The sequence below is a fragment of the Cohnella rhizoplanae genome, assembly GCF_948329515.1.
Lineage (GTDB): Bacteria > Bacillota > Bacilli > Paenibacillales > Paenibacillaceae > Cohnella > Cohnella rhizoplanae.
In genome coordinates this window covers 88,502-101,699 of the sequence record NZ_CAOJCN010000003.1, presented here as the reverse complement: position 1 = coordinate 101,699, position 13,198 = coordinate 88,502, and the positions used below count along the sequence as shown (strand labels likewise).

The following is a 13,198-nucleotide window of genomic DNA, read 5'->3' as shown; positions in this document are numbered from 1 at the left end:
CGCATGAACGCCAGACAAGTCGAGAAGTTCGTCATGTCCTACCTGGAGGCGACCGGGTGCAGCATCGTCGAAAAGACGAAGGGCGGCGTCACGGTCAAGCTCTCGCCGGAAGCCGACAAGCAGCTGACCAACCGCCCTTACTATTGGAGCTTCGTTGAGCGCACGGGCACGCAGCCGGAGACGCTGACTTTCAGCTGGCGGTTCGGCCTGGACGAAGAAGACGCGGAGCCACCTGCCGAATCCGCGCCTGCAGCGCAAACCGGCGCGGACCTGTCCGCGCTCGGCTTCGGCGCCGCGCCCGTGCGCGTGCTGCGCGAGGAGCTGTACTTCGGCTCGGGCCGGCTCGCCCAGATCTTCGGCGCGGTCAAGAGCGGCGGACGCTGCGTAGCCCTGTTCGAGGAGCCTCCGCGCGGACGCGCCGACCGGCTCGGCTCCAACCCGTACACGGCCTGGCTGGGCGTCAACTTCAAGGTTGATTACGAATGCGACATGAAGCGCGAGGAGATGTACGGCCTTGGCATCTCGCTCGCGACCGGCTATATCGACGAGCGGTTCCTGGAAGGGCTCCGCGGACGCAGACTGACGCCGAAGCTCCCTTCCAACGTGCACTTGCTGCCGAACGGCCTCTCGCTCAAGAAGGCGATGACCCAGCTCGAGCACGCGCTCGAACGCAAGCTGAAGGCCGGCGACTTCGTCTGGGCCGCGGAGGCGGAGGACCGTCGTCAGGACGAGCTGCGCCGCATCCGCTCTTATTACGAGCCCATGATCTCGCGCGCCGCGACCGACCAGGAGCAAGAAGCGCTGCGGGAGCGCCTCGCCCACCGCGAATCGGAGATCGACTGGCAGTACCGGCCGAGAGTGACTTTATCCGTCATGAACTGCGGCCTGTTCCACCTGCCCGGCATTCATTAGCGGCGATGCGACAAAAATAGAAGCCCTTCCCCCCGCCGCGCCGGACAGCATCCGGCACCATCGGCGGGGCGGCTTCGGTACAATGAACGGACAAGCCCGATCATGCCATAACCAAAGGTGATTCGATAACATGCGCCATACTTCCCGCCATGCTTCCCGGAACGCTTCCCGCCATGCCTACGTCAAGCCGCTGCTCATGCTCCTGCTGCTGGCTATCCTGAGCGGCGCGGTCGCCGCCCGCAGCGCTGCCGCCCCTGCGCCGCTGGACGCGGCCGCGATCGCCGGATGCGCCGCGACGCATATCGGCGCGCTGTCCGGCAAGCCCGGCTTCGCCGCCTGGCAGGACGGCTCGCCCCGCATCGAATCGCTCGGTCCCGGGACGCATGGCTGGCTCGCGACCGTCGTCGGCCCCAAGGGCGCGCCGCTCGGTTACCTCGTGCTCTATGCGGCGCCCGACGGCGCCTGCCGCCTCGGCGAGTACGGCCTCGGCGCCAAGCCGCTGTTCGACGTCGCGACGCTGCGCGGCGCGCTGTACAGGAGCGGGTACATCCCGTCGGCGTCCTCGGGCGGCTATCGCGCCATTAAGCATTACGACCACCCCTTCTTGGCGGCCTGGGAGGTGCGGCTCGCGAAAGAGACGATCTGGCTGGACGCCAAGACCGCGGAGCTGCTCCCCGTCCGAAGTGAGACCGATTGGCAGGCGGCGGCAGCCGCGATACCGGCGGTGTCCGCCGGCTCTGCCGCAGCTAAGGCTGGCCATCTCCGCCTAATGTCCGCCGCCGAGACGCGCGATCCGTACGAGCGCCTGTCCTGGCTGCTGGGCGACCCGCCGCTGTCGCCGCAGCCGGACAAGCTGACCGCGCGGATCGAAGCCAAGTCGCCGCTCGTCTACGTGGTCGAGCCGCTGGGCGACCGGATGCTCTACGCGCTGTCCGTCGTCGGTTACCACAGCTGGCAGGGCGGACGGCTCGATCTCGCGCTCAATATGAACGGAACCCGCTTCATCCCGCTCGAATCGCTCGTCAAGTCCGCAGACGGCCTTTTCTATCCATAACCGCAAGCAAAAAGAGCCTTCAGCCCTGTCTTCCAGGCGCTGCAGGCTCCTTGTCTTTGTTGCGGCTCATCCACCAGATCCGAAGGCCCAGCGGCAGCAGCAGTCCGAACCAGCGGACCTGCCAGGGCTCGCGCTTTTTCTTGCGCCGCGCGCGGCGTTCGTCCGCGGGCAGGTTCAGGTAGGCGACCGATCGTTCCGCGACAAATTTCAGATAATCCGTCGTATCGCTCATCGGGCATTCCTCCTTCGCGAGTCTGTTTGCATAGTATGCCCTGCGGCAGCCTATCCTAACCTTCCTGCGCTTCGAGAGGGGCCAGGTCCGCCGCGTTCAGCGTCCGGATGCGTACGGCCGAGGTTTTGAAGTCGGGCATCTTGCAAAAGGGATCCAGCAGGGGATTCGTCGCGTTGTTGACGTTCTGCACGCCGCCCCAGTGCATCGGCACGAACACCGTGTCCTCCCGGATGTCGGCCGTCAGCCGGCTGCGCACGATCATGCTCCCCCTGCGCGAAGCGACTCGCACGAGCTCGCCGTCCCCGATGCGGTGACGCTCGGCGGTCCGCGGATGGATCTCCATGACATTCTCGAGCTCCCTGGCGAGCAGCGCCGGACTGCGGCGGGTCTGGACCCCGGTCAGGTAGTGCGGCAGCATGCGGCCGTTCGTCATGACGAGCGGGTAATCCGCGTCCTCCTTCTCCCCGGGCTCATTGTTAACGGCCACCGCGAACGCCGCCCTGCCGTCCGGATGGGCAAACCTCCGCTCGAACAATCTCGCCGTCCCCGGCTGCTCCGGATCCGGACACGGCCAGTATACGCCGCCCTCGCGCCTCAGCCTCTCGTACGTGATGCCGTAGTAGTCGGCCGCGCCGCCCTTGCTCGCGACCCGCAGCTCCTCGAAGATCTGCTCCGCCGACGTGTAAGGAAAATATGCGCCCTTGCCGAGCCGCGCCGCCAGATCGGACAGCAGCCGCCAGTCATGACGGGCCTCGCCGGGCGCCGGGCGGTCGCCGCCCCTCAGCAGCACGCGCCCCTCTAGATTCGTCAGCGTCCCTTCGTTCTCGAGGAACGCCGTCGCGGGGAGCACAAGATCGGCCATCATCGCGGTCTCCGAGAGGAACATATCCGCCACGGCGAGGAAGTCGAGGCTGCGCAAGCCCTCCTCCACGAAAGCCGCGTTCGGATTCGAGACGACCGGATTCGAGGACATGACGAGCAGCGCGCGGATGTCTCGCTTGTGGACGAGCTCCATCATCTCGTAAGCGGACACGCCCTTGCCCGGCAGGTCGGCCGGGTCGATGCCCCATACGCCGGCGACGTACGCGCGGTCCTCCGGGTTCTCGATGAGCCGGTAGCCGGGCAGCTGGTCGGCTTTTTGTCCGTGCTCCCGGCCGCCCTGTCCGTTGCCCTGCCCCGTCACGGCGCCGTACCCGCAGCCCGGCTTGCCGATCTTGCCGGTCGCGAGGATCAGATTCAGGAACGCGCGGACGGCCATATGGCCGTCGCGGTGCTGCTCGACGCCGCGGGCGGTGAAGATCATGCCCGAGCCCGCGCGCCCGAAGGCGCGCGCAGCGCGGCGAATGTCGTCCTCGTCGACGCCGGTAAGCGCCGCGATGTCGGTCAGCTCGAGCGACGTCACGTAGGACTGCACGTCCTCGTACCCGCTCGTGCGCGACGCGATGAACGACGGATTCGTCAGCTTCTCTTCGACCACGACCTTCAGGAGACCGTTCGCGAGCGCCGCATCCGTGCCCGGCTTGACTTTCAGATGAATGTCCGCCATCTCCGCCGTCTTCGTCGTGCGCGGATCGATGACGACGATGCAGGCGCCGTTCTCCTTGGCCTTGGTAAAGTAGGGCATCAGCGTCGGCTGGCAGTCCGCGATGTTCGTGCCGGCGAGCACGATGCATTCCGCGTGCATGACCTCGGACAGCGGATTGGTCAGCCCCCGGTCGAGTCCGAACGTCTTGACGCCCGCGGACGCCGCCGCGGACATGCAGAATCGGCCGTTGTAGTCCACGTAACGCGTCTTGAGCGCTACGCGCGCGAACTTGCCGAGCAGGTACGCGGACTCGTTGGTCAGCGACCCGCCGCCGTATACGCCGACGGCATCCGGTCCGTGCTCGGCCTGGATGTCCGAGATGCGGTCCGCGAGCACGCCCAGCGCCTCCTCCCACGTGATCTCGCGGAAGACGCCGCCGGACTTCAGCAGCGGCCTCAGCAGACGTTCCCGGCTCAGCGCGTGCTGGTACGCGTTAATGCCCTTGACGCACAGTCGTCCTTCGGAGGCCGCATTCGGCAGCCCTTCGATCTTGTAGGTCGGCCGCTGCCGGTCCGGGTGCCTCTCTTCGATCACCCTCATCTTGCATTGGACGCTGCAAAAGGGGCATTGCGTATCGTAGCTTGCCTGCATGGACATATCCTCCCGCTTCCGCGGAGCGCCTCGGGCGCCGCCGCTCCATTCTCTGACTTCGTCGATGATTAGCGCGCCAGGACGGTTGCTTCCGCCGTCAACAGCGCCTCGCGCGCTTCGGCATCCAGCAGCCGCTCGCGCGCGGCGGAAAGCCCCCCGCGCTCGAGCCACCGCCAGAGCGGCTCGCCATAGTCCGCCTCGGCCCGGTACCAGCGCAGCAGCGCCTCGGCCATATCGAGCGCCGCGTCGGCCGACGGCTCGACGGCGATCAGCTGCGCCTGCCTGACCGGCCGCTCCGCATGGCCGCCCGCGTACAGCTCCCAGCCTGCCGGGGCCCGCGCCAGACCGATATCCCGCACGAGCAGTCCGACGGGCTCGGCGACGCTGCCTGCGACGGCGGCCTGCACGCGGCCGGGCAGCTCGACATCCGCGAGCCTCGCGCTTAGCGCTTCGGCTAATCTCGCCGCCGGGCCCGCGCCCGGTCCGCCGCTCCCCTGCGCATCGCCGGCATATACGGCCAGCCGGCCTTCGCCGACCGCCGCCGACGGCTCGCCCGTGTAGTAACGCAGCGCGCTCCTGCACGCCTCGCAGCCGCCGTCCGTCCGCCAATCGAGCGCGGCCATCGCTTCAGCCCCCGTGCGCAGCCCCCGCTCCGCCAGCGCCCGCCGGAGCGCGCGGTGCCCGAGCGGCGTGCAGTCGCACAGCGCCGGATCGGGTGCCGCGGCCGAAGCCGCGCCCGACAACGCCGCGCGGAGGATCGCCGCCACCGTGCCGCTGCAGCCGCCGCACGAGCTCGACGCCTTCGTCCGCTCCCGCACGAGCTCGATCGTGTCCGAGCCGTCCTCCGTCACCGAGCGGACGATCGCGCCCTTGCATACGCCGTTGCACCCGCACACTGTGTCCGCGTCCGCCATTGCCGCCGCTGCCGCGTCCACCGCTCCGCCGCCGCCCGCTCCGCCCGGCTGCGGCGACCTCGCCAGCGCCTCGATCTTGCTGCGCCGCTTCAGATGGCCGAGCAGCGTCTGCCCCTCGTTCGTATCGCCGTACAGGACGACGCCCGCGATCCGCCCGTTTTCAGCGGTGACCCGCTTATACGTGCCGCGCAAGCCGTCGTAAGCCTGAAGCACGGTGCTCGCGTCCCCTTCGCGCACGACGCCCGCGGAGAATACGTTGATGCCCGCGACCTTCAGTTGAGCGTAGGGCATGCTACCGAGATACGGCTCCGTCTCCATGCCGCAGACGACGCGAGCCAGCACCTTGCCCTGCTCGTAGAGCGGCGCGACGAGACCGTAGGCGATGCCGCGGTGCTCGGCGCATTCGCCGACCGCGTACACGCCCGGCACGTTCGTTTCCATATAGTCGTTCACGATGACGGCCCGGTTCGTCTCGATGCCGCTGGCCTTGGCGAACGCGATATTGGGGCTGATGCCCACCGACAGTACGATCAGGTCCGCCTCGAGCTTGGAGCCGTCCGCGAACAGGAGCCCTTCCGCCCGTTTGCGGCCGAAGATCCGAGTCGTCGTCTTGCCCAGCCGGAAGCGCATGCCCTGCGCCTCGAGCGAGCCGCGGAGCATGTCGGCGGACATGCGGTCCAGCTGGCGGTTCATGAGGTACGGCGAGTTGTGGACGACGTCCACCTCCATGCCGAGATTCAGCAGGCCCCGCGCCGCCTCGAGTCCCAGCAATCCCCCGCCGAGCACGGCCGCCTTGCGGTACCGGGAGGCGGCCTCCATGATCTCCCGGCAATCTTCGATCGTGCGGAATGCCGTCACGCCCGGCTTGCCCGCGCCTGGAAGCGGCGGCACGAAGGCCGAAGACCCGGTCGCCAGGATCAATTTGTCGTAGCCCACGCTCAGCCCGGACGCGGTGTCCACGGTACGCTCGCCGGTCCGGACGCGGACGGCCGTCTCTCCGGCGAGCAGACGGATGCCGCGCTCCGCGTACCACGACCAATCGTTTAATATGATGTCTTGCAGCGACGTCCCGCCCTGCAGCACCTTGGACAGCTGGATGCGGTTGTAATTCGGATTCGGCTCCTTGCCGATGACGGTTACGTCGAAGGCGTCCGGCGCAAGACCGACGATCTCCTCGAGGCAACGAATGCCCGCCATGCCGTTGCCGACCAATACGAGCCTGGGCTTCTTCGCCATGGATGTTTCCCCTTCCCGCGCCGCGGCGGCAGCCTGTAAAAAAACATAAAAAGCCCGTCCCCGTTGAACGGGGCGGGCTTCGTCGCCGGTTTCGGACACGTCGTTGTGCCGCGGTATTCTTTTATTAGCATAGGTGCTGCTTCGATCGATGTCAATAATCATTACTTACATTTGGCTATGTTCGCTAAGGCAAGCACATTTCTCGCCACGGCGAATTATTATGTTATATATATTGACATGACTTTCTCGCCCCCATATAATTCAAATTGGCTCACAATGACGTGACCGAAAGCATCCGATCGCCCGATACAATGACGTATCGCGCACAGGGATGTCACTTTCGCCATGGTCAGGGTGCGTCTTTTCGGTTTTTGGCGCCCGCCGTGACGCGTGATCATCCTCAACCTTATGTGATCTTCTATATCATGGAGGCGGATTCGTATGGTAAAAGACAAAGGATTCTGGCAAAGCGGGCATAAGCCCTCGTTATTCAGCGCGTTCCTCTATTTCGATATGAGCTTCATGGTCTGGGTGCTGATCGGGCCGCTCGCGGTCATCATGATGAACGATTATCCGATGTCGGCCGTCCAAAAAGCGAACCTGGTCGCGCTTCCCGTCCTCGGCGGCTCCCTGCTGAGGCTCGTGTTCGGATTTCTGACCGACTACATCGGCCCCAAGCGCACGGGACAGTTCGGCCTGCTCGCGACCATGGTACCTCTCGTATGGGGGTGGCAGTTCGTGGATTCGCTGAATCACCTCTATATCGTCGCGCTGCTGCTCGGCTTCGCGGGCGCCTCGTTCGCCGCGGCGCTCCCGCTCGCGAGCCGCTGGTATCCGCCCCAATATCAAGGTCTCGCGATGGGCATCGCGGGCGCCGGCAACAGCGGCACGGTATTCTCGACCCTGTTCGCCAACCGGCTCGCCACGCACTTTGGCGGCTGGGAGACCGTGTTCGGACTCGCGCTCATTCCGATCGGTCTCGTCTTTATCGTATTCACCGCCTTCGCCAAGGAGAGCCCGACGCAGCCCGCGCCCAAGAAACTGTCCGAGTACGCGACCGTCCTCAAAAAACGGGATACCTGGCTGTTCTGCCTCATGTATGGCGTGACGTTCGGCGGCTTCGTCGGATTGACCAACTACCTGACGATCTTTTTCAACACGCAATACAACCTGTCAGCCGTCCGCGCGGCCGACTTCACGACGATTTGCGTCATCGCGGGCAGCTTTTTCCGCCCCGTTGGCGGCTATCTGTCCGACAAGATCGGCGGGATCCGCATGCTTATCGTGCTCTATGCGGCCGCCGGGCTCTTGTTTCTCACGATCTCGTCGCTGCCGCCGCTGGCCGTCGTCATCCCGCTCCTGTTCCTGGCCATGATGAGCCTGGGCACCGGCAACGGCGCGGTGTTCCAGCTGATCCCGCAGCGGTTCGGCGCGGATATCGGACTGCTCACCGGCATCGTCGGCGCCGCCGGCGGCTTCGGCGGCTACCTGCTGCCGCTGCTGCTCGGCAGCCTGTTCGGCAAGACCGGCTCCTACACGCCGGGGTTCATCACGCTGGCGTGCATCGCCCTCGTCGCGCTCGTTGCGCTGTCTGTCGTGCAGGGCGTCTGGAAGCGCACCTGGCTGCGTGCGGACGGCACGGCAAAGCTCGAGGCCGAGGCGTAGGCAGAGATACGGCCGAGCCGCCGCGCCCCTCCCGTCCAGTGAATGAGATCGACCTTCCCGAGCCACGCTAACGGCAGATTCTTGCCCGGCCGGAAGGAGAAGAAGCTCGATGAAGTATTCTTATAAACGCAGCTTATGCGCCGCTCTCATATGCCTGCTGGCAGCACATGGCCCGCTCCCGCTCCCCTCCGCAAGCGCCGAGGGTGCGGACGCGGGCCTTGCCCTGCCTTTCGCCGGTTCTCCGGCCGCGCGGCATACGCTGCCCGCCGCGGACGTGCTGATCGACGCCGGGCACGGCGGCATCGACGGCGGCACGCACAGCGGCAGCGTCATGGAGAAGGACATCAACCTGGCGATCTCCCGCAAGCTGTTCCAGATTCTGAAGAGCCGCGGCCTGCACGCCGTCCTGAACCGTACGGGCGACTACGCGCTGAGCGACGACAACCGCTGGCTCCGCTCCACCCGACATCAGCGGGACCTCTCGCAGCGCAAAGGACTTGCGCGCGACATCGGCGCGAGCGTATTCGTCAGCGTGCATGTCAATTGGTCCAAGCGAAGCGCCGTTCGCGGTCCGGTCGTGCTCCACCGGCCGGAGGCGCGCAGCGCGCTGCTCGCCAACCTCATCCAGGACAGCCTGAACAAGCAGCAGCGCACGAATATCCCGCCGCTCGCCGGCGACAAGTTTTACGTGCTCAAAAAAGCCGGTCCCCCGAGCGTTATCGTCGAGACCGGCTTCATCAGCAACCCGGGCGACCTGAAAATGCTCACCGAACCCGACGGCCAAACGGCCGTGGCCACGGCCATCGCGGACGGGATCGCGGCTTATCGGTTGGTCGGCCTGCCGGCCGACGGCGGCACGGACGCCGACGGGGCGGAGCCCGGCGAAGCCGGAGCCGGAAGCCCCGCGCCAGGCGGCGATTGAGGCGAGTCGGGCACCAGCAGCTCGGACAGCTTGACGAACCGGACCGACGCCTGGCGCAGGGTCGGGATCGCCGCCGCCAGTTGGCCGGACGTGATCAATCCGGACGGTCCGACGTGGCCGATGACCACGGTGCGCTCGTGCTTATGGGCGCGCGCCTTGAGCAGCAGCACCTGGCCCGCCACGTGGCGGTCGGTATATACGTCGTCGAGGAACAGGTCGTTCTGCAGCAGCGGCACGCCCATCTCGCGGGCGAGCTTCGGCACGACCGACTTGTACGAGGTGCGGCTGTCGAGGAAGAACAGGCCGCGCTCCTTGCACACCTGCAGCACGACGCGCATCACGCGCTCGTCGGCCGTCGCGCGCGAGCCCATATGGTTGTTCATTCCGACCGCGTGCGGCACGTCGGCGATCGCCGCCTCGGTACGCAGCCGGATCTCCTCGTCCGGCAGGGAGGTCAGGATCGCGCGCGGCCCGAGCCAGCTCGCCTTGCCCCTCACCGGCTCCATCGGAAGGTGGACGATGACCTCCCGCCCCTTGGCGTACGCGGCCTCGGCATCCGCCTTGGACGTCGGCAGAAACGGCATGACCGCCGCCGTAATCGGGATCGGCAGGCCGAGCATCTCTTGCGTTCCCTTCATGCCGTTGCCGAAGTCGTCGATGACGACCGCGACGACGCTCTCCGTATGCCCGGCCCCCTCCTCGGCCTCCGCCCGCGCGAGCGGCGCGGACACGGCGATCCATGCCGCCGCCATGACCGCCGCGAGCCTTATGCCGCCTCTGATCAGCAGCCGCTTCCTCCATCGCATGCTCTTTTTCATCCCGATGACCGCCTCTCTTTGTCCCTATCGTTCGACCGTATGTCTCATTTTGCGTGGAAATATGAGCCACTATGCGCGCAGGAACAAGAAATATCGGGATATATCCTTTATAATGGGGACATCATCGCGCAAAAGGGGCTGCAAGTCATCGAAAAGCTGAAGACAAAAATACGCGCCGAAGGCCGCGTGCTCGGCTCCGAAGTGCTGAAGGTCGACGCCTTCCTCAATCATCAGGTCGATCCCGCGCTCATGGCCGACATCGGCGAGACGTTCGCCTCCTTGTTCGCGGACGCGGGCGTCACCAAGGTGCTCACGCTCGAATCCTCCGGCATCGCGCCGGCGCTCATGACCGCGCTCGGTCTGCGCGTCCCGCTCATCTTCGCCAAGAAACGCAAGTCGCTCACGCTGAAGGACGATCTGTGGACCGAACGCTCCTTCTCCTTCACCAAGCAGGAGGAGAGCGAGGTGTCCGTCTCCAAGCAATTCCTCGCGCCGTCGGACGTCGTGCTTATCGTCGACGACTTTCTGGCGAACGGACAAGCCGCGCAGGCCATGGCCGGCATCGTCCTCAAGGCCGGAGCGTCGGTCGCGGGCATCGGCATCGTCATCGAGAAGGCGTTTCAACCCGGCCGGCGGCTGCTGCTCGAGGCCGGCTTCCGCGTCGAGTCGCTCGCCCGGATCGCGCGGCTCTCCGAGGACGGCATCGAGTTCGCCGAATAATCGCATGATGGGCATATGAACAGTCCAAGAGGGCTGCCGCCCCATATACTGTACGACATCCTAAGATAAGGAGTTGGCAGGCATGTCGGATTGCCCTAAATGCGTGAGCAAGACCGTATACGATCCGCCGCAAACGGTGTACGAGGATTACTACCACCCGCAGCATGTCGAGGTCGTGCAGACCGTCGAGGTCATCCGGCGCCACCACTGCGTACCCGTCTACCATCATGTCACCGTGTGCACGGCGAAAGACGTATACTCCGACGACTTTGAAGGCGGCTTCCGCGGCGCGACCCGCTCGGCTGGCGCGCCGCGCCGGCGTTAATTCAGCCGCGGCACGACAAGAGGGACGAAGCAGCGTCATCTGCTTCGTCCCTCTTTTTTTGGCGTACATGCAAGCGTATCGGCGGCGCCCCGGTCATAATCCGCGCGGACGGCGCGGTTCTACGGTCTGACGGCCGAGAATATAGTCCGGCTGCGTTAAAGGTGCGACAGGATGTTGACAAGCCTGCCGTACGGATCCCGCACGTAGAAGCGCCTCACGCCCCAAGGCTCGTCGGCAGGTCCGTATTCGACGGCGAATCCGCCGCGCCGCATGCGCGCGAGCGCCTCGTCGACGTCGTCGACCTCGATGGACAGGTCCGGCACGGGCGTGCCGGAGCCCCCTTCCGCAGCGACGCTTATCTGCGTCTGCATCTCGGCCGAGGAGCCGTATGTGGCGATCCAGCCGTGGTCCATCAGCACGTCGAGTCCGAGCGCCTCCCCGTAAAACCGCTTGGCGGCCGTCAAGTCGTCGGCCGGCACGTTCGCAACGATCCGTTTTACCTTCATATTACGCCTCCCGCCCGTTGCCGACCATCGCCGCAGCCGGCATTTTGCCGTTCATTCCACGCTTCGCAGCCACGCGGCCGCAGCCTCGACCTCGGTCCTCGACAGCTGATGCCCGCCGTTCTCCCAGTGCGTCTCGACGGCCGCGCCTGCGGCGCCGAGCGCCGCCGCAAGCTCCTCGCTCTCCGCCATCGTGCAGAGCGGATCATTCCGTCCCGCTCCGATGAAGACGGGCACGCCCGCCAGATCGGGCAGGTCTACGCCTCTGCGCGGCACCATCGGGTGGAACAGCACGGCCGCCTTGAGCGCGTCCTGGTGGTGATAGAGCAGGCTGGCTGCGATATTCGCCCCGTTAGAATAACCTACAGCAACGACGTTGCCGCGGTCGAAGCCGTAACGCGCCGCGCTCTCGTCGACGAAGGCGTTCAGTTCGGCCGTCCGCGCGATCAGATCCTCCTCGTCGAACAGGCCTTCCGCGATGCGGCGGAAGAAACGCGCCATCCCCCGCTCGGAGACGTTGCCCCGAACGCCAAGCAGCGCAGCATCCGGATGCAGCATCCGGCCGACGCCGACCAGATCGCGCTCCGATCCCCCCGTCCCGTGCAGCAGCAGCAGCGTAGGCGCATCGGTCTTCTTTCCCGGTTCGTAAATATGATTCATCGTAATCTCCTCCTCGGTCTATGGTTATTGTCCGCCGCCGTACGCGATCGGCTTCAGTCCCGCCTCGATCCGCTCCCGGTGCGGCTCCAGGAACGGCGGCAGCGCGAGTCGCTCGCCGAGCGACTCCAGCGACTCGTCCGTATCGAAGCCGGGACCGTCGGTCGCCAGTTCGAACAGGATGCCGTTCGCTTCTCTGAAGTACAGCGATTTAAAGTAAAACCGGTCGACGAAGCCCGAATTGGCGAGCCCCGCCGCGGTAATCTTGCCGATCCAGGCGCGCAGCTCTTCCTCGTCCGCGACCCGGAAGGCGACGTGATGGACGGCCCCTATGCCTTGGCGCTCGCGAGGCAGATCCGTGCGCGTCTCGAGGTGAATCTCGGTGCCGCTGCCGCCCTCGCCCGTCTCGTATACGACGATATCGGGCTGCCCCGCTATGGAGGAGGCGTACTGCCCCTTTCTGCGGTAACCCATCAACTGCGTCAACACGCGCTCCGACGGCTCCGCCTGCGAGACGGTGAGCTGCACGGGTCCCAGTCCCGTGATGCCGTACTCGACCGGCACGTCGGCCTTGTCCCACGGCTTGCCGCCTGCGACGCCCGCGTCGTGTTCGTCCGACACCAGCATGAGGCGCTGATCCTCGGGATCCCGGAACGCCAGCGTCAGCCGTCCCGCGCGGCGGACAATGTCGTCGTGCTCGACCCCATACAGCTCGAAGCGGCGATGCCAATAGTCCAACGCGGCGTCCCCCGGCACCCGCAGCGCCACGGAGGAGATGCTGCCCGTCCCCGGGCGGCTGCGCCATGCGGTCGGAAATTCGAAGAACGTCAGCTCGGTGCCCGGATTGCCCTTCTCGTCTCCGTAGAACAGGTGATAGACCGACGTGTCGTCCTGATTCACCGTTTTCTTGACCAGCCGCATCCCGAGCACCTTCGTGTAAAATTCTAAATTCTCCGCCGCGGTGCCCGTGATCGCCGACACATGATGAATGCCCTTGAGCTTCAGTTCCATATCGATCTCTCCCCTCTCAGATGGTGGCAGTGCGCTTCTCGTCCTTCCTCGTC

The 13,198-nt window shown here is 65.8% G+C and carries 13 protein-coding genes; 6 read left to right on the top strand and 7 right to left on the bottom strand.

Features of this window, described 5'->3' with window-relative positions; translation table 11 throughout:
• Positions 1-3 precede the first annotated feature (3 nt).
• Positions 4-912: a YqhG family protein gene (locus tag PQG80_RS07260; protein ID WP_271750587.1), complete on the top strand. Its 909-nt coding sequence runs from the start codon at positions 4-6 to the stop codon at positions 910-912.
• 130 nt (positions 913-1,042) lie between these two features.
• Complete coding sequence (locus PQG80_RS07255; RefSeq protein WP_271750586.1) at positions 1,043-1,966, top strand: hypothetical protein; 924 nt, start codon at positions 1,043-1,045, stop codon at positions 1,964-1,966.
• 19 nt (positions 1,967-1,985) lie between these two features.
• Here the strand turns inward: PQG80_RS07255 and PQG80_RS07250 are convergent, their stop codons facing one another.
• From PQG80_RS07250 to PQG80_RS07240, 3 genes are all read right to left on the bottom strand, one after another.
• Entirely contained in the window at positions 1,986-2,198 is a 213-nt protein-coding gene (locus PQG80_RS07250; protein WP_271750585.1) for a YqzE family protein, read from the bottom strand.
• A 55-nt stretch (positions 2,199-2,253) separates the two neighbouring features.
• The gene (gene nasC, locus PQG80_RS07245; protein ID WP_432432726.1) at positions 2,254-4,380 is read right to left on the bottom strand and encodes an assimilatory nitrate reductase catalytic subunit NasC; all 2,127 of its coding nucleotides are present in this window, start codon (positions 4,378-4,380) and stop codon (positions 2,254-2,256) included.
• 62 nt (positions 4,381-4,442) lie between these two features.
• Positions 4,443-6,524 carry an FAD-dependent oxidoreductase gene (locus tag PQG80_RS07240; RefSeq protein ID WP_271750583.1) on the bottom strand — a complete coding sequence of 694 codons (2,082 nt, stop codon included), beginning with the start codon at positions 6,522-6,524 and terminating at the stop codon, positions 4,443-4,445.
• Between the two features lie 441 nt (positions 6,525-6,965).
• Here PQG80_RS07240 and PQG80_RS07235 point away from each other — a divergent pair, with 441 nt between their 5' ends.
• A complete protein-coding gene (locus PQG80_RS07235) occupies positions 6,966-8,189 on the top strand; it encodes an MFS transporter (RefSeq protein WP_271750582.1) in 1,224 nt (407 codons plus the stop codon).
• 109 nt (positions 8,190-8,298) lie between these two features.
• Positions 8,299-9,111 carry an N-acetylmuramoyl-L-alanine amidase family protein gene (locus PQG80_RS07230; RefSeq protein WP_271750581.1) on the top strand — a complete coding sequence of 271 codons (813 nt, stop codon included), beginning with the start codon at positions 8,299-8,301 and terminating at the stop codon, positions 9,109-9,111.
• Here the strand turns inward: PQG80_RS07230 and PQG80_RS07225 are convergent.
• Positions 9,012-9,929, bottom strand: a complete 918-nt coding sequence (locus PQG80_RS07225) for a divergent polysaccharide deacetylase family protein (protein ID WP_432432725.1) — start codon at positions 9,927-9,929, stop codon at positions 9,012-9,014. The two genes, PQG80_RS07230 and PQG80_RS07225, sit on opposite strands and share 100 nt — an antisense overlap.
• A gap of 147 nt (positions 9,930-10,076) precedes the next feature.
• Between PQG80_RS07225 and PQG80_RS07220 the strand changes: the two genes are divergently transcribed.
• A complete protein-coding gene (locus PQG80_RS07220; RefSeq protein ID WP_271750905.1) occupies positions 10,077-10,649 on the top strand; it encodes a xanthine phosphoribosyltransferase in 573 nt (190 codons plus the stop codon).
• Between the two features lie 82 nt (positions 10,650-10,731).
• Positions 10,732-10,974, top strand: a complete 243-nt coding sequence (locus tag PQG80_RS07215) for a hypothetical protein (protein ID WP_271750580.1) — start codon at positions 10,732-10,734, stop codon at positions 10,972-10,974.
• 155 nt (positions 10,975-11,129) lie between these two features.
• Here PQG80_RS07215 and PQG80_RS07210 read toward each other — a convergent pair whose 3' ends face one another.
• Genes PQG80_RS07210 through PQG80_RS07200 form a run of 3 tightly spaced genes read right to left on the bottom strand, consistent with a single transcriptional unit; the run spans position 11,130 to position 13,139 of the window.
• Positions 11,130-11,480, bottom strand: a complete 351-nt coding sequence (locus PQG80_RS07210; protein ID WP_271750579.1) for a VOC family protein — start codon at positions 11,478-11,480, stop codon at positions 11,130-11,132.
• A gap of 51 nt (positions 11,481-11,531) precedes the next feature.
• The gene (locus PQG80_RS07205; protein WP_271750578.1) at positions 11,532-12,137 is read right to left on the bottom strand and encodes an alpha/beta hydrolase; all 606 of its coding nucleotides are present in this window, start codon (positions 12,135-12,137) and stop codon (positions 11,532-11,534) included.
• A gap of 24 nt (positions 12,138-12,161) precedes the next feature.
• The gene (locus PQG80_RS07200; RefSeq protein ID WP_271750904.1) at positions 12,162-13,139 is read right to left on the bottom strand and encodes a ring-cleaving dioxygenase; all 978 of its coding nucleotides are present in this window, start codon (positions 13,137-13,139) and stop codon (positions 12,162-12,164) included.
• Between the last annotated feature and the right edge of the window lie 59 nt (positions 13,140-13,198).